Annotated in this window: 20 protein-coding genes and 1 riboswitch; of the genes, 10 read left to right on the forward strand and 10 right to left on the reverse strand. The window is 62.9% G+C overall.

From position 1 onward, the window contains the following. Positions 1–50: 50 nt before the first annotated feature. From NN662_RS18670 to NN662_RS18680, 3 genes are read left to right on the forward strand one after another with little or no spacing between them, the layout of a single operon-like run. A complete protein-coding gene (locus tag NN662_RS18670; RefSeq protein WP_261931712.1) occupies positions 51–965 on the forward strand; it encodes a hypothetical protein in 915 nt (304 codons plus the stop codon). Positions 966–967: 2 nt separating this feature from the next. After that, positions 968–2,173 carry an amidase gene (locus NN662_RS18675; protein WP_315972602.1) on the forward strand — a complete coding sequence of 402 codons (1,206 nt, stop codon included), beginning with the start codon at positions 968–970 and terminating at the stop codon, positions 2,171–2,173. A gap of 5 nt (positions 2,174–2,178) precedes the next feature. After that, positions 2,179–3,021, forward strand: coding sequence for a GNAT family N-acetyltransferase (locus NN662_RS18680; RefSeq protein WP_315972603.1), 843 nt, complete (start codon positions 2,179–2,181; stop codon positions 3,019–3,021). Between the two features lie 22 nt (positions 3,022–3,043). Here the strand turns inward: NN662_RS18680 and thiD are convergent, their stop codons facing one another. The 8 genes from thiD to NN662_RS18720 form a co-directional block, all read right to left on the reverse strand. Further along, on the reverse strand, positions 3,044–3,808 hold the full coding sequence (thiD, locus tag NN662_RS18685; RefSeq protein WP_261931713.1) for a bifunctional hydroxymethylpyrimidine kinase/phosphomethylpyrimidine kinase: 765 nt from the start codon (positions 3,806–3,808) through the stop codon (positions 3,044–3,046). Further along, the gene (locus NN662_RS18690; protein WP_261931714.1) at positions 3,799–4,404 is read right to left on the reverse strand and encodes a thiamine phosphate synthase; all 606 of its coding nucleotides are present in this window, start codon (positions 4,402–4,404) and stop codon (positions 3,799–3,801) included. Before NN662_RS18690 ends, thiD begins: the two co-directional genes overlap by 10 nt. After that, entirely contained in the window at positions 4,401–5,174 is a 774-nt protein-coding gene (locus NN662_RS18695; RefSeq protein ID WP_261931715.1) for a thiazole synthase, read from the reverse strand. Before NN662_RS18695 ends, NN662_RS18690 begins: the two co-directional genes overlap by 4 nt. A gap of 2 nt (positions 5,175–5,176) precedes the next feature. After that, positions 5,177–5,374, reverse strand: coding sequence for a sulfur carrier protein ThiS (gene thiS / locus NN662_RS18700; RefSeq protein WP_261931716.1), 198 nt, complete (start codon positions 5,372–5,374; stop codon positions 5,177–5,179). Next, entirely contained in the window at positions 5,371–6,351 is a 981-nt protein-coding gene (thiO, locus tag NN662_RS18705; RefSeq protein WP_261931717.1) for a glycine oxidase ThiO, read from the reverse strand. Before thiO ends, thiS begins: the two co-directional genes overlap by 4 nt. 163 nt (positions 6,352–6,514) lie before the next feature. Then, positions 6,515–8,332, reverse strand: a complete 1,818-nt coding sequence (gene thiC, locus NN662_RS18710; RefSeq protein ID WP_261931718.1) for a phosphomethylpyrimidine synthase ThiC — start codon at positions 8,330–8,332, stop codon at positions 6,515–6,517. A 92-nt stretch (positions 8,333–8,424) separates the two neighbouring features. Further along, positions 8,425–8,547, reverse strand: a riboswitch (TPP riboswitch). Positions 8,548–8,607: 60 nt separating this feature from the next. Next, positions 8,608–9,390: a LamB/YcsF family protein gene (locus NN662_RS18715; RefSeq protein WP_261931719.1), complete on the reverse strand. Its 783-nt coding sequence runs from the start codon at positions 9,388–9,390 to the stop codon at positions 8,608–8,610. Positions 9,391–9,460: 70 nt separating this feature from the next. Further along, positions 9,461–10,396, reverse strand: a complete 936-nt coding sequence (locus tag NN662_RS18720) for a LysR family transcriptional regulator (RefSeq protein ID WP_261931720.1) — start codon at positions 10,394–10,396, stop codon at positions 9,461–9,463. Between the two features lie 192 nt (positions 10,397–10,588). Here NN662_RS18720 and mmsB point away from each other — a divergent pair, with 192 nt between their 5' ends. The 7 genes from mmsB to NN662_RS18755 all read left to right on the forward strand — a co-directional run bounded on the left by mmsB (position 10,589) and on the right by NN662_RS18755 (position 16,906). Beyond that, positions 10,589–11,482, forward strand: coding sequence for a 3-hydroxyisobutyrate dehydrogenase (mmsB, locus tag NN662_RS18725; protein WP_261931721.1), 894 nt, complete (start codon positions 10,589–10,591; stop codon positions 11,480–11,482). A gap of 196 nt (positions 11,483–11,678) precedes the next feature. Beyond that, positions 11,679–12,890 (forward strand): ABC transporter substrate-binding protein, encoded by a 1,212-nt coding sequence (locus tag NN662_RS18730; RefSeq protein WP_261931722.1) that lies wholly within the window; start codon positions 11,679–11,681, stop codon positions 12,888–12,890. A 97-nt stretch (positions 12,891–12,987) separates the two neighbouring features. Beyond that, positions 12,988–13,752 carry an ABC transporter ATP-binding protein gene (locus tag NN662_RS18735; protein WP_261931723.1) on the forward strand — a complete coding sequence of 255 codons (765 nt, stop codon included), beginning with the start codon at positions 12,988–12,990 and terminating at the stop codon, positions 13,750–13,752. After that, entirely contained in the window at positions 13,749–14,471 is a 723-nt protein-coding gene (locus tag NN662_RS18740) for an ABC transporter ATP-binding protein (protein WP_261931724.1), read from the forward strand. The genes NN662_RS18735 and NN662_RS18740 overlap by 4 nt, the downstream gene beginning before the upstream one ends. A gap of 16 nt (positions 14,472–14,487) precedes the next feature. After that, on the forward strand, positions 14,488–15,381 hold the full coding sequence (locus tag NN662_RS18745) for a branched-chain amino acid ABC transporter permease (protein ID WP_261932031.1): 894 nt from the start codon (positions 14,488–14,490) through the stop codon (positions 15,379–15,381). 23 nt (positions 15,382–15,404) lie between these two features. Further along, positions 15,405–16,397 (forward strand): branched-chain amino acid ABC transporter permease, encoded by a 993-nt coding sequence (locus NN662_RS18750; RefSeq protein ID WP_261931725.1) that lies wholly within the window; start codon positions 15,405–15,407, stop codon positions 16,395–16,397. 266 nt (positions 16,398–16,663) lie between these two features. After that, positions 16,664–16,906: a hypothetical protein gene (locus NN662_RS18755; protein WP_261931726.1), complete on the forward strand. Its 243-nt coding sequence runs from the start codon at positions 16,664–16,666 to the stop codon at positions 16,904–16,906. An 18-nt stretch (positions 16,907–16,924) separates the two neighbouring features. Here the strand turns inward: NN662_RS18755 and NN662_RS18760 are convergent, their stop codons facing one another. Both NN662_RS18760 and NN662_RS18765 read right to left on the reverse strand, forming a co-directional pair. Continuing rightward, a complete protein-coding gene (locus NN662_RS18760; protein ID WP_261931727.1) occupies positions 16,925–17,998 on the reverse strand; it encodes an alginate lyase family protein in 1,074 nt (357 codons plus the stop codon). A gap of 4 nt (positions 17,999–18,002) precedes the next feature. After that, entirely contained in the window at positions 18,003–20,756 is a 2,754-nt protein-coding gene (locus NN662_RS18765) for a sel1 repeat family protein (protein WP_261931728.1), read from the reverse strand. Positions 20,757–20,768: the final 12 nt, after the last annotated feature.

Here is a 20,768-nt window from a genome sequence, read left to right on the forward strand (position 1 = left end):
CATGACGCGATTCGTTTGTTTGAAATTCAGTTTTGGCATTCAGGAATACGATGAACTCACGCCCCACAGCAGCACAGCCCGCCGAATACGGAAAAACAACAGAATTTTCAGCCGCCGAGCTTGCCGCCCATCCGTTGTTCCCGGCAATTGACCAGGATCTGGCACGCCATCTGATCGCCATTCACCGCGAGACGCCCAAACTTGCCCGGCTGAAGGCATCGCATCGCAAATGGCTGATGACGCAATCGCTGTTCACCCTCTGCCTGGAGCGCAACGAGGACGACCCGCTGTCGGGCCTGACGATTTCCCGCTTCATCGATGTTGCCACCTCGATCGGCGCCGTCAGCCGCAACACGGCGGAATCCTTCATCAAGGAAATGCTGACCTACAAGTTTCTCGAAAGGATACCGAACGACCGCGACAAGCGCTTTCAGATCCTGACGATCACCGATATCAGCTACGATGCGATGGAAAGCTGGTTCAACGGGCACATGAAGGGCCTCGACCGCCTCGACGGCGGCAACCGGTTTGCGGTCTGCGCGAACGATCCGCGAATATTCCGCATGTCACAGCCGCGTGCGGCCGACAGGCTCGTCAACAACCCGGTCTGGCGCCATCCGGCCGACAGCATCGGCGCCTTCCTGCATTCCGACCTCGGCGGCATGGTGCTGCATGAACTCATGTCGCATATCACCGATTTCAGGACTGCGGACGACAGGATCCGCGTCGCCCAGATCTCCATCACCCAGATCGCGCGCACATATATGGTGTCCGCGTCGAACGTGAAGCGCATGTTCAAGCGGGCCGAGGATGCCGGCCATCTGACCTGGGGGGATGAAAGCCGGAAAAAGACGCTTTGGCTCTCCCGCGGTTTCATCGATGACTACCTCGGTTGGCAGGCGGAGAAATTCGCGGCCCTGGACGAAGCGTTTCATTGGAGCGTCGGACAGTTGGCAGACGGCTGATTTTGGGCCACAACTATACCATGCTGATCGAAAACGACCCACTCCATGCCTTTCTGCCATATCCCGCCGTTCCGGTTTCCAATGCAACCGGCGGACCGCTCGCCGGCCTCACGCTTGCGGTCAAGGACCTCTTCGACGTCGCGGGATACAGAACCGGATGCGGCTCGCCGCTGAAGCTTGCAGCAAGCGCGATCAAGGACCGGAATGCTCCCGCCGTGCAGGCTCTGCTTGACGCCGGAGCCCGCTTTGTTGGCAAGACGCATACCGATGAACTTGCCTGGTCGCTTTACGGGATGAACCCGCATTTCGGCACACCGGTCAATCCGGCCGCCCCCGGCCGCATTCCGGGCGGGTCATCATCCGGTTCGGCCTCGGCGGTTGCCGGCGGCCTCGCTGATATCGCGCTCGGGACGGATACCGGCGGCTCGATCCGTGCGCCGGCAAGCTTCTGCGGCATATGGGGATTGCGGCCGACGCACGGGCGGATTTCCCTCTCCGGCTGCATGGAACTGGCCGCGAGCCTCGACACCTGCGGATTCTTTGCCCGCGATGCTGAGACGCTGGCGAATGTCGGGACGGTGCTCATGGGGCCCGACGCGGCGCCGTTGCCCGATGCCCCGCGTTTCCTGCAACCTATCGACATGATCGAACCGCTGCCGGCGGCGAGCCGTGCGCTCTACGACAGTGTCTTTTCCGACCTGTCCACGGCCATGGTCTCCGTATATCCGGAAGGCGGGGCGGATGCGCTCTACCAGGCTTTCCGGATCGTCCAGACCTGCGACATCAAGCGGTCGCAACTCGATTTCATTCTCGAAAGCGGCATGCCACTGGCGCGCGGGCTCGACGATCGGGTGGCCTTCGCACAGGCCGTGACCGAAGAACAGGAGAACGAGGCGATCTCGCTTCGCGAAGATTTCCGCACCGCAATCGACGCACTGCTCGGCAGCGACGGCGTTCTTCTGGCGCCGGCGGTTCATGACGCTCCCTTCCGGCTGGATGCGCCTGCCAGCGTGTTCGACAGCTATCGCCACGATGCGATGCGGCTTCTCTCCGTCGCCGGCATGGCCGGTCTGCCGCAGGTGACCTTTCCCGCGGGTCTCATAGAAGGTGCGCCATTCGGCCTGTCGCTGATCGGACCGCGGGGGTCCGACCTGTCGTTGATGACTATCGCGGCGCGCCTTTTTGCCGACCGCCACAAGACGGACTAGGCTTGATGATGCCCTCGCCGACCGTCAGGACGCTCACACCGGATGAGATCACCGAACTGGTGAGCTGGGCCGGCAATGAAGGCTGGAACCCCGGCCCTGGGGATGCGAAGGCATTTGCCGCCGCCGATCCGGACGGCTTCATAGGCTGTTTCGTCAACGGCACTTTCGTCGCAGGCATATCCGCCGTGCGTTATGGCACGGATTTCGGCTTCATAGGCCTTTACATCTGCAGGCCCGAGCATCGCGGCAAGGGCTATGGCAGGCTGGTGTGGGATGCCGGCATGGCCGCGCTTGCCGGGCGCACGATCGGCCTGGACGGCGTGCCGCAACAGCAAGCGAATTATGCGTCCATGGGCTTCGTCCCGGCATACGAGACCGTTCGCTGGAGCGGCAAACCGGGATCCATAGCACTCAGCGGGCAGACGCAGACCGTTGCCAATGCGAAGCTTCGCAACGACATCGTCGCCTTCGATCGATCCTATTTTCCTGGCCCCCGCACATCGTTCCTGAACGTGTGGCTTGAACGGCCTCACCGCGCTCGTGCGGTTTTAAGGCAAGAAAAATTAGCCGGCTATGGAGTTTTGCGAAAATGCCTGGACGGATACAAGCTGGGACCGCTTTTCGCACAAGATGTCGAGGCCGCAACGGCGCTTTTCAATGACCTCTCGCACGATTGCGGCGGCGATGCGATCCATATCGACGTCCCCGGTCCGCAGGTCGAATTCGCACGTCATTTGAGGCAATTGGGCTTTTCCGCGGGCTTCACCACGGGGCGGATGTACCGCGGTCCCGTGCCCGATCTCGACATGAGCGGCGTATTCGGCATTTCAACGCTGGAACTCGGCTGAGCCGCAGGGTCGATCGCCGTCGTCAGAGCTCACCGGCATGAGCTCGAAATGCATCCGTCAGAAAGGCCTTCGCACGCTCCACTGCTGCTTCCAAAGTCTGACCATGCACCAGACCGGCGGCAATGGCGGTGGACAGCATGCAGCCGGTCCCGCGCATTGCCACCGGAAAGCGCGGCGAGGCATATATCTTCGGCTCTCCTTCCAGACGCACCAGCATGTCGGCTGCATCCGGACCTTCGGCGTGGCCGCCCTTGACGAGAACCGCGGCCGCCCCCTTTGCCAGCAGCGCCCTTGCCATGGCGGTGGCACCAAGCTGAACAGGAAGGCCAAGCAAGTCTGCCAGCGCTTCCAGTTCCGGCAGGTTCGGTGTCACCAGAGCCGTTAACGGCAAGAGCCGGTCGACCAGCAGCCGCGCCGCATCGGGCTCCAAGAGAGGCTTGCCGGAGGTCGAGAACAGCACCGGATCGAGAACAATCGGGACATTTTCGACTCCGGCTAAGGAGTTTGCGACGGCATCGACGATTTCGGCCGTGCCAAGCATGCCGATCTTGACGGCGGCGATGTCCCCGGCCGAGAAAGCCGCCCGGATCTGGTTCTCGACAAGGGGTGCCGGCATCGGCTGGACGGCACGCACCTCGCAATGCGTCTGCGCCGTGACGGCGGTGATGGCGATCGAGCATTTGACGCCGAAAGCCGTCGCGGTCTCGACATCGCGAACGACGCCCGCACCGCCGGAGGAATCGGAGCCGGCAATCACCAGCAGTCGCGACGCAGTGTCTACCGCCATGGTGCCGTCCGTTCGATCCATTCCCGCGTGCGCGCCTCCGGATCGGTGTTCAGCGTGATGTCGGTCACGACCGCCGCGCTGTCGGCGCCGTGCCGGAAGACGCCCTCGAGCCGATCCGGATTGAGGCCACCGATGGCGACCAGCGGCAAGGGCGCCACCGCGTCCTTCCAGGTACGGATGCGCTCCAGCCCCTGCGGCGCCCATTTCATTTTCTTCAGGATGGTCGGATAGACCGGCCCCAGAGCGACATAGTCGGGCTTGGCCGCAAGTGCCGTGTCCAGTTCCTCGCCGTCATGGGTGCTGACGCCGAGCTTCAGCCCTGCGCTGCGGATTGCATCAAGGTCCGCTTCTGCCAAGTCTTCCTGGCCCAGATGAATGAAGTCGCAGCCTTCCTCGATCGCCAGTTGCCAGTAATCATTGACGATCAGCCGGCAGCCGTTCTTCTCGCAGACCGCTTTCGCGCGGCGGATATGGGCGCGGATTTCACCCTCCGCCTTGTCCTTGATCCGCAACTGCACGAGCCTGACGCCAAGTGGCACGAGGCGTTCGATCCAGTCGGCGCTGTCGACGATCAGGTAGAAGGGATCGAGCCTCATGAGAACACCGCCCTGCCGATGACCGGCGTCGAGGGGACCGCCATGGCGCGCGGCTCCAGGAGACCGGCGCCATGGGCCATGGCGCCGGCGTCGATGGCATCGGCAAAGGCCTTCGCCATGGCAACCGGATCGGTAGCACCAGCGACTGCCGTGTTCAGGAGCACCGCATCATAGCCAAGTTCCATGACGGCAGCGGCGTGCGAAGGCCTGCCGATGCCGGCATCAACGATCAGCGGCACATCGGGGAACCAGGCGCGGAGCGACTTCAACGCGGCCGGATTGACCGGCCCCTGCGCCGAACCGATCGGCGAAGCCCAAGGCATCAGCACGCGGCAGCCGGCGTTCAGGAGCCGTTCGGCGACGACGAGGTCGTCGGTCGTGTAAGGAAACACCTGGAACCCCTCGCCCGACAGGATGCGCGCGGCCTCCACCAGACCGAAGACGTCGGGCTGCAGGGTGTCGTGGTTGCCGATCACCTCCAGCTTGATCCAGTCGGTGGCAAAGAGGTCGCGGGCCATCTTTGCCGTCAGCACCGCTTCCTTGACCGTATGGCAGCCGGCCGTATTGGGTAGCACCTTCACGCCGAGGTCGCGAATGATGTCGAAGAACTGGCCGCCGCGCGCGCCGCCCGCCGTTTCCCGGCGCAAAGAGACCGTCACGATCTCCGTGCGGGAAGCCTTGACCGCATCGGCCATGATGGCCGGGGACGGATAGCGGGCCGTGCCGAGAAGGAGGCGCGAAGAAACTCGCGTTTCATAGAGCGTCAGCATGTTCAGCCTCCCTGCATAGGCGAGAGGACCTCGATCCGGTCGCCGTCGGCAAGCATGTGTTCATCGCGTTCGCTGCGCGGCACAAGCTCGCCATTGACCGCCGTCGCCAGCCAGTCACCTTCGTAATCGAGCGCTGACAGAAGGGCCGCCAGTGTTTCCGCCGCGACGTCCTGCTCTTCACCATTGATCGTCAGTTTCATGCCGAAACCTCCATTGCCGGTTGCCTGGCTTCGATGCTGGCGGCCAGAGTTTCCGCGAGATATGGCGCCATCAGAAAGCCGTGCCGGTACATGCCGTTGACGGAAAGATGCCGGCCTGTTCCGCCGATGCGCGGAATGTTGTCGTGATAGGCCGGGCGGATGCCGCTGCCCGTCTCGATGAGGTCGGCCTCGCCGAACGCCGGATGAAGCGCATAGGCGGCGTTCAGGAGTTCCATCACCGAACGAGCGGTCACCGGCCCCTCGCGGTCACTCTCGATCATCGTCGCGCCGACCATGAAGCGGTTGCCGGGTTGCGGCGCGACATAGAGCGGAATGCGCGGATGCAGGAGACGGACCGGCCGCGACAAGCTGATCTCTTCCGTCCGCAGATAGAGCATTTCGCCGCGCACGCCGCGCAGCCGACCGGTTTCGCCGATCCGGGCAGAGCCGGTGCAATCGATCACACGGTCGAAGCCGCTGTCGGGATAATTCGGGCTTTCGAAGCGGAAGATCGCACCGGCTTCCAGAAGTCCGCGATGAAGCCCGGCGAGCGCCATGCGTGGGTCGAGATGTGCTTCTTCCTTAAAGAAAAGCGCGCGGCGGAACCGTCCGGTAAGCGCCGGCTCCAGCCGGGCGATGTCCTCTTCGCCAATCCGCTCGAAATGGCTGGTCCGGCTGGCGAAGCGGTCGAGTTCGGCATCGTCGCGGGGTTGCGCGACGACCAGCGTGCCGTTGCGACGCACAGCCCCCGGGACCGCGTCTTCCCACCACTGAAGCGACATCTTTCCCGCTTCCACGACCTCACGATCCGCGCTCTCACCCTCGCACCAGGGGGCGAGCATGCCGCCGGCGAAATGCGAGGCGCCGAGGCCGATCGCATTTTCCCTCTCGGCGATCGTGACGTCATGGCCGCGCCGGACCAGCGCGAACGCCGCCGTGAGGCCGGCAATGCCGGCCCCCCTGATCAGGATGCGCATGGTCTTCGCTCCTTTCTTCCCCTCCCCAACCCCTCCCCACAAGGGGGAGGGGCTTTGCCGAAGGCGCTTTGCGTGCACAAAATAGCGACGCCTTGCCGCAGGTTTTCTCCCCCCTTGTGGGGGAGATGGCCGGCAGGCCAGAGGGGGTAGTCTCGCGAGATCCTCATTTCCCCACCTCATCGACCGGCATGTAGAGATCGCCACCCTCGCGGTATTTTGCGGCCATGGCTTCCATGCCCTCCTTCTGCGCTTTGGCACGGATATCGTGGGAAATGCGCATGGAGCAGAATTTCGGTCCGCACATGGAGCAGAAATGGGCGACCTTGTGGGCCTCCTTCGGCAGCGTCTCGTCATGCATGGAGCGGGCCGTTTCCGGGTCGAGCGAGAGGTTGAACTGGTCCTCCCAGCGGAACTCGAAGCGGGCGCGCGACAAGGCATCGTCGCGGATCTTCGCCGCCGGATGGCCCTTGGCGAGGTCGGCAGCGTGGGCGGCGATCTTGTAGGTGATGACGCCGGTCTTCACGTCGTTGCGGTCGGGCAGGCCCAGATGCTCCTTCGGCGTGACGTAGCAGAGCATCGCCGTTCCGAACCAGCCGATCATCGCCGCCCCGATGCCGGACGTGATGTGGTCGTAGCCCGGAGCGATGTCGGTCGTCAGCGGTCCGAGCGTGTAGAACGGCGCCTCGCCGCAGACGGCGAGCTGCTTGTCCATGTTCTCCTTGATCTTGTGCATCGGCACATGGCCCGGGCCCTCGATCATGACCTGGCAATCCTTCGCCCAGGCGATCTGCGTCAGTTCGCCGAGCGTTTCCAGTTCGGCGAACTGCGCGGCATCGTTGGCGTCCGCAATCGAGCCGGGCCGCAGGCCGTCGCCGAGCGAGAACGACACGTCATAGGCGCGGCAGATGTCGCAGATTTCCTCGAAATGCTCGTAGAGGAAGCTCTCCTTGTGATGATGCAGACACCACTTGGCCATGATCGAGCCGCCGCGCGAGACGATGCCGGTGACGCGGTTGACGGTGAGCGGGATATAGGAAAGCCGGACGCCGGCATGGATGGTGAAATAGTCGACGCCCTGCTCCGCCTGTTCGATCAGCGTATCGCGGAAGACCTCCCATGTGAGATCCTCGGCAATGCCGCCGACCTTTTCGAGCGCCTGGTAGAGCGGCACCGTGCCGATCGGAACCGGCGAGTTGCGGATGATCCATTCGCGGATGTTGTGGATGTTGCGCCCAGTCGACAGATCCATGACGGTGTCGGCGCCCCAGCGGGTCGCCCAGACCATCTTCTCGACCTCTTCGGCCATCGACGAGGTGACGGCGGAGTTGCCGATATTGGCGTTGATCTTCACCAGGAAATTCCGGCCGATGATCATCGGCTCGGCTTCCGGATGGTTGATGTTGGACGGGATGACCGCCCGGCCGCGGGCGACTTCCTCGCGGACGAATTCCGCCGTGACGAAATCCGGGATGGCCGCGCCGAAGCTCTCTCCGTCGCGGGCAAGCTTTTCCTTCAGCGCCTTACGGCCGAGATTCTCGCGGATGGCGATGAATTCCATTTCCGGCGTGATGATGCCGGCGCGGGCATAGGCGATCTGGGTGACGGCCTTGCCGTCCCTTGCCCGGCGCGGAGTCTGCAGGTTGGGAAATTCCGGCGTCAGGCGTTCGCCGGTGGCAAAGCCGTTATCCTCCGGCTTGACGATACGGCCTTCGTATTCCTCCGTGTCGCCGCGGGCGGTAACCCAGTCGGCGCGCAGGCGCGGCAGGCCCTTCTCGATGTCGATCGATTGCGCCGGGTCCGTGTAGGGACCGGAGGAATCATAGACCGTGACCGGCGGCTCTCCCGCGGTCGGGTGAACCGCGATCTCGCGCATCGGCACGCGAATATGCGGATGGATTTCGCCCGGTTTGTAAACCTTAGTGGACGCGGGCAGCGGCCCCTTGGTGATGTCGGGGGTGATATTCTTGGCGGCAATGTTCATTTGAGGCTCCAATGTTTCAAGTTGGAGACCCAGTTCGAAGCCGGAATGATGGTAAGACGCCAGCGACGTCCCGGAATTCGGGTTTTGTCGCGTCAGCAGCGCTAGCACCGTCCCTACGCCAGTATGAACTGGATCAGGTTCAACGGGTCACTGCGCTGCTTTCGAAAAAGCCCAGCAGAATCTCAGCCCCTTGCGGGACCCCCCTGGTGAATGCGCCAAGGGTAGGAGCGAAAGCCGGCCGGCGTCAAGGGGCTTGGTGCCGACAGGGCGAAATGTCAGATTTGTCCGACCGGCATGGCGAAGGGTTGGATGGCAATCCCTTCGGCCGTCAGCGCCTCCCGGAGCGCCTTCGCCATCGCGACCGCGCCCGGCGTGTCGCCATGCAGGCAGACGGTGGCCGCCTCGACCGGCAGCTTCGTTCCCGCCGTCGTCATAATCTGGCCGTCTCGGACCATGGAGAGAACGTGGTCGGCGCTCTGTTTCGGATCGTGGATCACTGAGCCTTCCATTTTGCGGGAGGTCAGGCGCCCCTGCGGCGTATAGGTCCGATCGGCGAAGACCTCGCAGACGACCGGCTGACCGGCCTTTTCCGCCGCCGCCGTCATTTCCGAATAGGGCGGGCAGACGAAGACGAGCGACGGGTCGACCGCCTTGACGGCGCGCACACAAACGGCCGCCAGATCGGGGTCCTCCGCCGCCATGTTGTTGAGCGCGCCATGGGTCTTCACATGGGTGATCGGCCAGCCGAGCGCGCGGGCCATGCCCTGAATCGCGGCGATCTGGTAGATGAGCTGTGCTTCGAGATCGGCGGGGCTGTCGCCGACGATCCGCCGCCGTCCGAAGCCATAGAGGTCCATGAAGGAGGGATGCGCGCCGATGGCGACACCACGCGCCTTGGCGGCAAGGATCGTGTCGCGCATCACCACGGGATCGCCGGCATGAAAGCCGCAGGCGACATTCGCTGTCGTGACGATGTCGAGCATCGCCTTGTCGTCGCCCATCCGGTAGGCGCCGAAGCTTTCGCCCATGTCCGAGTTCAAGTCCACCGTCGAGACCATGCCGAACGCTCCTTACAAATCCAAATCTTCCCACATTTGAAGCCGATCCCGACGCGGCAATCAACTCGCATCAGCGTCTTGCAACATTGCCAGTCGTAGCGGTTGGTTTGTAGGACCGGACAAAGTCGCGATGAGACTGTTCCACCTGTTCGGCGATGAACTGGATGACCGTCTGCACCCGGGCGGATTCGCGCGAATCCTCGTGGGCGATCAGCCAGAAGGTTCGCCGCAGCTCGACCATGTCCGGCAGGACGGGAACCAGCGACGACAGGTCGCCGGCGATGAAGTCCGGGAGGATGCAGAGCCCCGTCCCGGCCTCCGTCGCCTTCAGCTGGGCAATGAGGTTGGTGCTGGACAGCCGGGCCGAGAGATTTTCGCCGACCGCATAGAGATATTCGAGTTCCGGTGTGTAGATGAGTTCGGGGATGTAGCCGATCAGCAGATGGCGGGCGAACTCCTCCTTGCGGGTGATCGGGCCATGACGGCGCAGATAGTCCTTTGAGGCATAGAGATGCAGGGTGTAATCGACGAGCTTGCGGGAAAACAGCCGGCCGCGCTCTGGCCGCGACAGGCTTATGGCGATGTCAGCCTCCCGCTTGGACAGGTTGAAGACCCGCGGCATGGCCACGATCTGCAGTTCGAGTTCGGGATTGCGCGCTGCCAGCTCGCCGATCCGCGGTGCCAGAAAGAAGCTGCCGAAACCGTCTGGCGCGCCGATGCGCACGGCGCCGCTCAAGGAAAAGCGCTCGCCGGCAATGTCATTGTGGATATGCGCCGCGGTGCTTTCGATGTCCTCTGCGTGTTTGAGCAGGCGTTCGCCGATGTCGGTCAGCGTGTATCCTCGCGGCGAGCGGGTGAACAGCGCCGCTCCCAATTTTTCCTCGAGAGCCCGTACGCGGCGGCTTACGGTGGCATGATCGGTGCCCATCCGCCCGGCGGCCGCCGTCAGCCGTCCCGTACGGGCGACGGAGAGGAAATAGCGTAAGTCATCCCAATCAAAGAACATGATATGAGCATAATCGCACAATGGTATGGCGATCAAGCCCCTAGCCTTGCAGAAGCAATCGCATATATGAATTGCCATATGGAGCGTGCGACTTGGCCGACGGGATGGGAGCCCCGCGGCATGAGATGGCACAAACCGGCACGTACCGAAATGCGAACGGGAGGAGGAACCCATGACGCACGAGGCTTTTCAATGGCCAGAGTAGCGTTTGTCGGGCTCGGCAACATGGGCTTGCCGATGGCGATCAATCTTGCCAAGGCCGGCCATGAACTTCACGTCTACGACACGGTTTCCGAAGCACTCGCCAATGCGAAGGCCGAAGGCATGCATCCTGCCGCAAGCGCGGCGGAGGCTGCCGCCGGCGCGGAATTCATCATCACCATGCTGCCCAACGGGTCGATTGCGCTGAAGGTGTTCGGCGAAATCGTGCCGGCCGCCGACAAGGGCGCGGTCATCATCGATTGCTCGACGATCGACGTCGGCAGTGCCCGGGAGGCGCATCGCATGGCGGGGGATGCCGGGCTGATGCCGCTCGACGCACCGGTTTCCGGCGGAACGTCGGGTGCTGCAGCCGGAACGCTCACCTTCATGGTCGGCGGCTCGAAGGCCGCGTTCGACAAGGCCCTGCCCCTTCTGAACGTCATGGGCGGCAAGGTCGTCCATTGCGGTGACGGCGGCGCCGGACAGGCGGCCAAGATCTGCAACAACATGCTGCTCGGCATCTCGATGATCGGCGCCTGCGAGGCCTTTGCGCTTGCCGACAAGCTCGGGCTTTCGGCACAGGCGGCCTTCGACGTGATCTCGACGTCCTCCGGCTCCTGCTGGTCGGTCAACACCTATTGCCCGGTTCCGGGCGTCGGTCCCAAATCGCCGGCCGACAACGGCTACAAGCCGGGTTTCGCTGCCGAGCTGATGACCAAGGACCTCGGTCTTTCCCAGCAGGCCGCCGAAGAAGTCCACCAGGCGACGCCGATGGGCGCACACGCGCTGGCGCTCTACCGGCAGTTTCTGGACAATAACGGGTCAGGCCGGGATTTTTCTGCCATGATCGAATATCTGAGATCCATCCAGCGCGATCAGGCCTGAGGAGGAAACGCAGAGGAGAACTACGGAACGCTGCGAGCCCAGGGAGAGAATGGCTCCAGAGTTTCGACTGCATGATCCGGTCAATTTCCGGGAGACAGGCGGGCGTCGCGGGTGTCCGCCAAACTCTTCCGGAGCCAGAACCACGAAGAACACCGGATGATCTTCAAAATCCCGCATGAACCGAAAGGGAGGAACTATGAAGTCGTTTTTTTATGGAAGCGTAAGTGCTGCAGCCCTGCTCATGGCTGCCAATTCCGCCATGGCCGAAGGCATTTCCGATGACGTCGTGAGGATCGGCGTGCTCGGCGACATGTCCGGCGTCTATTCGACCGGCTTCAGCGGCGACGGCGCCGTTGCCGCCGTCAAGATGGCTGTCGAAGACTTCGGCGGCACCGTGCTCGGCAAGAAGATCGAGGTCATTTCCGCCGACCACCAGAACAAGGCGGACATCGCCTCGGCGACCGCCCGCCAGTGGATCGACGAAAACCACGTCGACATGATCACCGACCTGACCAACTCGGCCGTGGCGCTCGCCGTCCAGCAGGTGGCCTCCGAAAAGGGCGTCATCACCATGGCGACGGGTGCCGCTTCCGCCGACCTGACCGGCAAGGCCTGCACCAAATACGGCATCCACTACGGCTACGATACCCATGCCCTGCCGGTCGGCACGGCAACCGCCGTCGTCAAGAACGGCGGCGACAGCTGGTACTTCATCACCGCCGACTACGCCTTCGGCCATGCCCTGCAGGACAACACCTCGGCCGTCGTCAAGCAGCTCGGCGGCAGCGTCGTCGGTTCGTCGGACGTTCCGCTGGCGACCACCGACTTCTCGTCCTACCTGCTGCAGGCCCAGTCTTCCGGCGCCAAGGTCATCGGCCTTGCCAATGCCGGCCAGGACACGGTCAACGCCATCCAGCAGGCCCATGAGTTCGGCATCGTCGACGGCGGCCAGCAGCTCGCCGGCATGCTGGTGCTGATCTCCGACGTGAAGAGCCTCGGCACCAATGTCGCCAAGGGCCTGAACTTCACGACCGGCTGGTACTGGGACCTCGACGACGAGTCCCGCGCCTGGAAAGAGAAGTACATGAAGTACTCCAACGACGCGGCGCCGACCTTCGTCCACGCCGCCGACTATTCGCTGACGATGGCCTATCTGAAGGCCATCCAGGCTGCCGGCACGGACAATGCCGACGCGGTGCGCGAGGAGCTCGGCAAGGGCAAGATCGACGACTTCTTCGCCAAGGGCGGCATGATCCGCAAGGACGGCCTGCTGGTGCATGACATGTACCTGCTGCAGGTGCAGGAAGGCGCATCGGATCCGTGGAACGTCGCCAAGGTGGTCCGCACCATTCCGGGCGACGAGGCCTATGCGTCGCTCGCCGACGGCGGCTGCCCGCTTGTGAAGTGATGAGACTGGCGTAACATGTGAGAAGCGGTCGGCTTGCCGGCCGCTTCCTCCGCAAAGCCGGGCATCAGGGCAAGACCCGGCAGGATTGGACGGTTTCATGAGCGATTTCATTCTGGAAGCGAAGCAGCTCAACAAGAGCTTCGGCGGCTTTCATGCCGTCCGCAACGTCAATCTCAATATCGAGCGCGGGACGATCCACGCGCTGATCGGGCCGAACGGGGCCGGCAAAACCACCGTTTTCAATCTCCTGACGAAGTTCCTGACGCCGACATCGGGCCAGATTCTCTTCAACGGCAAGGACATCACCCATTGGAAACCCGTCGACATCGCCAATAACGGCATCGTTCGCTCGTTCCAGATTTCCGCCGTCTTCCCGCACCTGACGACGCTGGAAAACGTCCGGCTGTCGCTGCAGAAGCGGCTCGGCGTCAGCTATCATTTCTGGCGGTCGAAGAGCCTCCTGTCTTCGCTCGACGACGAGGCCATGGAGCGGCTGGATCAGGTCGGGCTGAAGCGGTTCGCGCATGTGCATGCCGTCGAACTGCCCTATGGCCGCAAGCGGGCGCTCGAAATCGCCACGACGCTCGGCCTCGAGCCGGAGCTGATGCTGCTCGACGAGCCGACCCAGGGCATGGGCACCGAGGACGTCGGCCAGGTGGCGGAACTCATCAAGAAGGTCTCCGCCGGACGCACGATCATCATGGTCGAGCACAATCTCGGCGTCGTCGCAGACCTCGCCGACAAGATCACCGTGCTCAACCGCGGCGAAATTCTCGCCGAAGGGCCATACGAGACCGTCTCGAAGAACCCCGCCGTGATGGAAGCCTATATGGGCATCAAGGCCGAGGAGGCCGGCGCATGACCACCGCGACGCTGACAAGGCCGATGCTGAAAATCGAGAACCTGCACGCCTGGTATGGCGAATCCCACGTCCTGCATGGCATCGACATCGAGCTTGGCGAAGGCCAGCTGATCACGCTTCTCGGCCGCAACGGCGCCGGGCGGACGACGACGTTGCGCGCCATCATGGGCATGGTGTCGCGCCGGACGGGATCGATCGCCATCAACGGAGACGAGTTCATCGACAAGCCGGCCCACCGGATCGCGCCGCTCGGGCGCATCGGCTACTGTCCCGAAGAGCGCGGCATATTCGCCAGCCTGACGGTGGAAGAAAACCTGATGCTGCCGCCGGTCGTCGGCGAAGGCGGCATGAGCCTGTCCGACATCTACGGCATGTTCCCGAACCTGCGCGAGGTGCGCCGGCGCATGGGCACACGGCTTTCCGGCGGCGAGCAGCAGATGCTGGCGATCGCGCGGATCCTGCGGACCGGCGCGCGGCTATTGCTGCTCGACGAGATCACCGAAGGCCTGGCGCCGGTCATCGTCAAGACGCTCGGCGAGGCGATCCGCCGGCTGAAGAACCAGGGCTACACGATCGTGCTCGTCGAGCAGAACTTCCGCTTTGCCGCAGAAGTCGCCGACCGGCACTACGTGATCGAGCACGGTCGGGTGATCGATACGATCGAGCACGCCGACGTCAAAACGAGCATGGACAAGCTCAACCATTACTTAAGCGTTTGAGGAGGCCGAATTCATGCTGAAGCTGATCCTTGCCCAAGGCATGCTGGGCCTCAACAATGGCGTCTTCTACGCCATGCTCAGTCTGGGCCTCGCCATCATTTTCGGGCTTTTGAACGTCGTCAACTTCGCCCATGGCGCGCTCTATATGACCGGCGCCTTCCTGGCGCTGATCCTGTACTCCTATTTCGGCGCCTGGATCGGGCTCGACGGACTGCATGTGAATTTCTGGATGGCGCTGGTGCTGGTGCCGATACTGGTGGGCTGTTTCGGCATGTTGCTCGAACGCACGATGCTCAAATGGCTCTACAAGTTCGACCCGATCTACAGCCTGCTCCTGACCTTCGGCGTGACGCTGGTGCTGCAGGGCCTGTTTGTCAACTTCTTCTCGGCCTCCGGCACGCCCTATCCCGGCCAGCCGGAATCGCTGCGCGGCGTCGTCAATCTCGGCTTCATGATGTTCCCGAAGTTCCGGCTGTTCGCGATCGTCTTTTCGATTGTCGTCTGCCTCGCAGTCTGGTTCGTCATCGAGCGGACGCGGATCGGCGCGATGCTCAGGGCCGGGACGGAGAATCCGGATCTTGTGAAGGCATTCGGCATCAATGTGCCGCTGATGGTGACGCTGACCTTCGGCTTCGGCACCGGGCTTGCGGGCCTTGCCGGCGTGCTGGCTGCGCCGATCTACTCCGTCAGCCCACTGATGGGGGCCGACCTCATCATCGTCATTTTCGCAGTCGTCGTGATCGGCGGCATGGGCTCGATCATGGGCGCGGTCGTCTCCGGCTTTGCCCTTGGCCTCGTCGAGGGTGTGACGAAGGTCTTTTATGCGCCGGCAGCCAATACGGTGATCTTCTTCCTGATGGTCGTGGTGCTGCTGGTCAGGCCCGCCGGCCTGTTCGGACGGCAGAATTGATGGAAAGCGCTCGAGGAGGCAACATGGAACAGGCCGTCGCCGAAACCGCCACGCTCGACGAGCAGGGGCTGCAGGAAAACTCACCGCGGGCGCGGCTGGCACGCGGGATCCTCTGGGTGCTGTTGATCGCCGCCGTGCTGATCGCACCGCTCTTCCTCTACCCGGTCTTCGTCATGCAGCTCCTGTGCTTTGCGCTGTTTGCCTGCGCGTTCAACCTGCTGATCGGCTTTACCGGGCTTCTCTCCTTCGGCCATGCCGCCTTCTTCGGCGGCGCGGCCTATATCGCCGGCCATGTGATCAAGGTCTGGGGCTTCCCGCCGCTCTTCGGCATCCTCACGGGCGCCCTCTTCGCGGCTGTCCTTGGCTATGTGATCGGCGCGCTGGCGATCCGCCGGCAGGGCATCTATTTCGCCATGATCACGCTGGCGCTGGCGCAGATCGTCTATTTCTTCGCCCTGCAACTGCCGTTTACCGGTGGTGAAAACGGCCTTCAGGGCATTCCGCGCGGCACGCTGTTCGGCATCGTCGATCTCGGCCAGCCGCTGCAGATGTACTACTTCGTCGCCGCGATCTTTATTGTCGGATTCCTGATCATCTACCGCACCATTCATTCGCCCTTCGGGCAGGTGCTGCAGGCGATCCGCGAGAACGAGCCGCGAGCACTCTCGCTCGGCTACGACGTCGACCGCTTCAAGCTGATCGCCTTCATCATTTCCGCCTCGCTGGCTGGCCTTGCCGGCGCCACCAAGGCCGTCGTCTTCCAGTTCGCCTCGCTGACCGACGCCCACTGGCAGATGTCGGGCGAAGTGATCCTGATGACACTGCTCGGCGGCATGGGAACCATCTTCGGGCCGGTGATCGGTGCCGTCACCATCGTCACGCTGCAGCACGAACTGGCTGGCATCGGCTCGTGGGTTCAGGTGGTGATCGGCGTGACCTTCATCGCCGCCGTACTCCTGTTCCGCCGCGGAATCATCGGCGAAATCGCCCGTCTCCTGAAGATCTCGTCGGTGTGAAGGGCCGAAGATGACGTCGGGCGGAGCGCTATCGGCGGATCACCGCCCGACGGGAAGAGACTTGCAGCGGATTTCGGAATAAAATTTCGCGTTGAGATATCCCGAAATCTTGCGAATTTGCCGGTTTTCGGGCCATCTGAGGCGGTATGGCGCTCGATTGGCCGATCAATCAGTGGTAATTGAGCCGAAAGCTGCAGAGGGACTTAAACGTTTGGTAGGCCCCCTGCCCTAATATCGTCGCAATTGCCTCTCGTTGGAAGATTGCCATGGCCACTGATCGCGAAATTTCTGGTTTTTCCGCAACCCAGCGTACGGCGTCGCTCGTCCATCGCCTGGGCGAGGCGCTTGCCGGCAGCCATGGCCGTACACCCAACCTGGACGCCATCCGCGAGCTCGTGAAGACAGAAGTCCTCGACTGGCAGATCGACGAAGTGCAGAAGGATGCACAGGCCGACAAGCCCATGATCCTCCTCACACCGTCGTCGAAAATTTCCGATCTTCAGTCCTGATCATCAAGCCCGGGCGGATCAGCCGCCACCGGTGCTGCAGCTGATCGAGCGGTTGGCGTAGGCCTCGGTCATGTTGCCGCCGAGCTTGGAGTTGGAGAACGGCCTGTAGCCGTCAACCGCCTTCGACAGCGACCGGTCATTGGTCATGGCGATATAGGGCTCGACCCAAGCCAGCGAATGGTCGTTGGCCTTGATCCCCTTGGAGAACTTCTGCGCCTTGCCGGCGATCGGCTGGACGATAGAAGGGTTGTCGACCGCCTTCATCGTGAACTTTACAATCTTCGCCAGTTTCGCCATATCGGCGCCGCGATTGCCGTAGCCGGCTTCACACATCAGCGCCATTGATGTCGTCAACGGGCCAAGCGCATGAATCTGGTAGTGCAGCGCGTATTTTCCGCGCCCCATCTCGAGCGGCAACGTGCCGTTGGTCGAGGCGTCCGCCAGCATTGCGCGGTTGGTTTCGAGCGCCCAGCCGACGAGCTTGGTGTTTTTCTGCATGACGCCGATCTGGCCGACCGCAAGGCCCGCCCATGCCCTGAGATTGTTGCGGCTGGCCTTGGGCGGTGCGCGATAATCGAAGAAGGCCATCGTCTCGTAGGCGCGCACCCGCAGCCAACGTGCAATCCTGCGTCGCTCGTTAGGATAATGGGTGGCTTCGGATACGACCTGTGAATAGGCGATCGCGATCCCGCCGATACGAGACGGCACCGCCAGTTTGGCATTGTCGGTCTCCATGTCGCTCAGGGCATCGGCCTTGGCCCATGTATCGATGGCCTTGACGACGCATACGGCAAGGTCGTGGTTCTTCTGCGGATCCTGGCGCACCTTGTTGGCATAGCGGGTCAGGTCCTGAATGAACTGATCCACCGGCTTCAGCGCCGCATCGACCTTGGCGTTCGAGGACTCGTCGATATCGGAGCGGGTCTTGGAATTCGCTTCGTAGCGGCTGCCGAAACTCAGGGAGACTACGGGTCGGGGAACGGCAAAACAGTCCCCCGACCCGCTTGCGCCAGCTGCCGGTTGCGCCAGGAGGACGGCGGATGCGGCACAAAAGCCGGCGACTGAGAGCATACGGGTGAGATAGTGGGTCAAAACGTCATCCTTCCGGTTGAATCGTCATGAGGGAAAGGGTCTTTCCGGCCTGCTCATACCCCGCATCCGAGGCCTTCTTGAGCCAGAAACGTGCTTTTTCCAAGGAAGGCTCGACGCCCGTGCCGAAGGCGTAGGACTGCGACAGCAAATACATCGCCTCCGCATCTCCGCCCTTGGCCGATCGGTCGAGCCAGTCGACCGCCTCGGTCGCAGCCGCGGCAGACTTCACCGGGCCGTTCTGAATGAGCTTGGCCAGTTCGCGCATGGCGACCGGTTGGCCTGCCTCCGCCGAACGGGTGTAGAGGTCCTTGATGTCGATCTGAGCGGTCACCGCATTGCGGATGGCGGGCTTCAGCTTGTCGAGCGTTGCCAGTTCACCCGGAATTTCCTTCAGCGGCGAGACCTTCAACAGTTCGACGAAGAGATTGCCGGCGGTCTGCGGCGCATAGGCGGCGGTCTGATCGTTGCCGTAATATTTGACCAGCCGGTAATAGGCCGAGGTTTCCTTCTGCTTGCGGGCTTCCTGATAGAGTTCGAGGGCGGTCTGCACGGCCTGCGGCGTGTTCATCGCCTGGTAGGCATCGCCGATCTTGACCTTGCGCCAGGAATCGTCGCCGGCGAGGTAGCGGGCAATCGTCAGCCAACGGCCGGCGTCGTCGGCCTTGTTGTTGCGGACGGCGAATTCGGCGAGCGCCATCGTGTCGTCGTAGTCGCACCCCTGGGATCCGACCGCACGCCGGTAGTACATGTCGCGCGTCTGCGCGTCGTCCGCCGCGCCAGCGAGAATGAGCTGGGCGGACATGTCGCCATAGCGTGCCATGGCCTGCTGGTACTTTGATACGGTATCGGTCTGCCCTCCGGCAAGTGCCTGCTCCACCTGCTCCAGAAGCTCGACGGCGCGGCCGATACCGGCCTGCGCGAGCGGCTGGAGGATTGCCTGCGCCTGCTCCAGGCTTTTGCGATCGGTGATGTAGTTTTCGATCAGGAAGCGGGCGAAGTTCAGACCGGCATCCTTGTTGCCGGCGCCCGACGCGGCATCGATGGTCTTTCGAGCCTCGGGGATATTGCCCTTCAGGAGCTGCTGCTTGAAGTCGAGCAGCGCCACCGCCGCATCGACGCCAACCTGATTGGAACCGTACTTCTTCCAGAAGGCGAGAACCTCCTGCGTGCGGCCGGTATCGTGGAGATAGCGCTGGTAGACGGCCAGCGCATTCGGACGCCGGTAGAGCGCCTGCGTCTGCATGGACGCCACCAGCAGCGGATCGTTCTTCTTCGAGATCTCATCGACCTTGTCGGGATCGATCTCTAGCGTTTTGTTGCCGGCCGCATCCTCGACCCCGCTCCAATAGGAGGCGGTCTTGATGTCCGGTCCCTTCGGCGAGACGCAGAGATAGAGCCGGTGCAGGTCGGCGATCGCGTCGATCTTGCCGTCGCCCTCGACGGCGTCGGTCAGAAGCGTTGAAGCCCGCGAAACACCGCCCGCATCCGGCGACTGGCGCAGGATGAGATCGGCGAGGTCGAGCTTGGCATCGGCGTCGCCGAGCTTGACGGCCTTTTCCAGAAGCTCACGCACCTCCGGCGGCTCTTCCCAGATACCCGTCCTGGCGACGATCAGCCGGGCGAGCCGGGTGAAGGCCCATGGCGGCGGCTGATCGCGCTTGACCAGTTTGCGAAGCGCCTTCTCATAGGCTTCCCGGTCGGCCGGCGAGCGATCCTTTGTCTCTTCGAGAAGCTGGGCTTCGCGAACGAGCGCCGCCTGGTTTCCGGCGGCAATGGCCATGTCGTAGAACTTGAATGCCTGGGCCCTGTCCTTCTCGATCAACGAGCCTTCGGCATAGGTGCGGCCCATTTCCAGCATGGCCGACATGTTGCCGCCTTCGGCAGCCTGTTTCATGTATTTGATGAGGACGGAATTGTCCTTGTCGATCTCGTCGCTTTCGAGATTGAACTCCGCCACTTTCCAGGCGGAATAGCTGTCGCCGAGATCGGCGGCAAACTTGTACCACGCCGCGCTGGCGGCGATGTCCTTCGTGACCAGTTCACCCTTGGAAAACTCGCGGGCGATGCGGCCGACGCGGTCGCATATGCCGGCGTTCAGGACGCCGACGAGCGAGCCGAAGGCCATGTTGACGGCGATTTCCGGTTCGATGTCCCAGTCCTCGACCTTCTCGCCATTGCGGGCAAGCGTTGCGAGATCGAGCATGGCGTCGGCATTGCCGCCATAGGCGGCTTCCACCTTCAGTTTCAGTCCGGCAGCGCGGTCGGCCTCGATGCCTCGTCCTGCCAAGACGAAGTCGGCAAGCGTGTTGAGGGAACCCGGCGAGAAGTCGGAGCGGGTGAGAAGGGTGGCGATCAGCCGCTGGCTACGGACCTTGTCGGCCTCGCCGAGCGCCAGCATCAGCCGCACGGTGTCGAACTTCTGGTCCGTATCCGTGTAGCCGGGATCGACCGTCGGCAGCAGGGCTATGATACGGGTGACGATCTTCTGGTATTTGGCCGCGTCGAGATCGCGCAGCCTGCCCATGTCACGCTGGATCGCATAGGAATCCTTCTTCGGCAGGGACTTCTGGTCCCAGGCCTGCCACTGCGCAACGATCTGGTCGTCACGCAGACGCGGGGCGCAGACATTGTGCGGCAGGCCTTTGACCTCCGGCGGCATGAAGCGAACGGTGATCGGGTCCGACAGCGCCGGGGTTCCGGCGGCCAACGACATGACGCCTGCAATCAGCGAAAGCTTTCGAACGTGCGTTTTGATCATGGTAACCTCCGG

Origin of the sequence: Rhizobium sp. NRK18 (genome assembly GCF_024385575.1) — a bacterium.
In the GTDB taxonomy this organism is placed as follows: domain Bacteria; phylum Pseudomonadota; class Alphaproteobacteria; order Rhizobiales; family Rhizobiaceae; genus JANFMV01.

Excerpts from the sequence above, each read along its gene's own strand:
- NN662_RS18670 (WP_261931712.1), top strand. The coding sequence starts at position 51 with ATGAACTCACGCCCCACAGCAGCACAGCCCGCCGAATACGGAAAAACA.
- NN662_RS18680 (WP_315972603.1), top strand. The coding sequence starts at position 2,179 with ATGATGCCCTCGCCGACCGTCAGGACGCTCACACCGGATGAGATCACC.
- thiD (WP_261931713.1), bottom strand. The coding sequence starts at position 3,808 with ATGGCGGTAGACACTGCGTCGCGACTGCTGGTGATTGCCGGCTCCGAT.
- NN662_RS18690 (WP_261931714.1), bottom strand. The coding sequence starts at position 4,404 with ATGAGGCTCGATCCCTTCTACCTGATCGTCGACAGCGCCGACTGGATC.
- NN662_RS18695 (WP_261931715.1), bottom strand. The coding sequence starts at position 5,174 with ATGCTGACGCTCTATGAAACGCGAGTTTCTTCGCGCCTCCTTCTCGGC.
- thiS (WP_261931716.1), bottom strand. The coding sequence starts at position 5,374 with ATGAAACTGACGATCAATGGTGAAGAGCAGGACGTCGCGGCGGAAACA.
- thiO (WP_261931717.1), bottom strand. The coding sequence starts at position 6,351 with ATGCGCATCCTGATCAGGGGGGCCGGCATTGCCGGCCTCACGGCGGCG.
- thiC (WP_261931718.1), bottom strand. The coding sequence starts at position 8,332 with ATGAACATTGCCGCCAAGAATATCACCCCCGACATCACCAAGGGGCCG.
- NN662_RS18715 (WP_261931719.1), bottom strand. The coding sequence starts at position 9,390 with ATGGTCTCGACGGTGGACTTGAACTCGGACATGGGCGAAAGCTTCGGC.
- NN662_RS18720 (WP_261931720.1), bottom strand. The coding sequence starts at position 10,396 with ATGTTCTTTGATTGGGATGACTTACGCTATTTCCTCTCCGTCGCCCGT.
- mmsB (WP_261931721.1), top strand. The coding sequence starts at position 10,589 with ATGGCCAGAGTAGCGTTTGTCGGGCTCGGCAACATGGGCTTGCCGATG.
- NN662_RS18730 (WP_261931722.1), top strand. The coding sequence starts at position 11,679 with ATGAAGTCGTTTTTTTATGGAAGCGTAAGTGCTGCAGCCCTGCTCATG.
- NN662_RS18735 (WP_261931723.1), top strand. The coding sequence starts at position 12,988 with ATGAGCGATTTCATTCTGGAAGCGAAGCAGCTCAACAAGAGCTTCGGC.
- NN662_RS18740 (WP_261931724.1), top strand. The coding sequence starts at position 13,749 with ATGACCACCGCGACGCTGACAAGGCCGATGCTGAAAATCGAGAACCTG.
- NN662_RS18750 (WP_261931725.1), top strand. The coding sequence starts at position 15,405 with ATGGAACAGGCCGTCGCCGAAACCGCCACGCTCGACGAGCAGGGGCTG.
- NN662_RS18755 (WP_261931726.1), top strand. The coding sequence starts at position 16,664 with ATGGCCACTGATCGCGAAATTTCTGGTTTTTCCGCAACCCAGCGTACG.
- NN662_RS18765 (WP_261931728.1), bottom strand. The coding sequence starts at position 20,756 with ATGATCAAAACGCACGTTCGAAAGCTTTCGCTGATTGCAGGCGTCATG.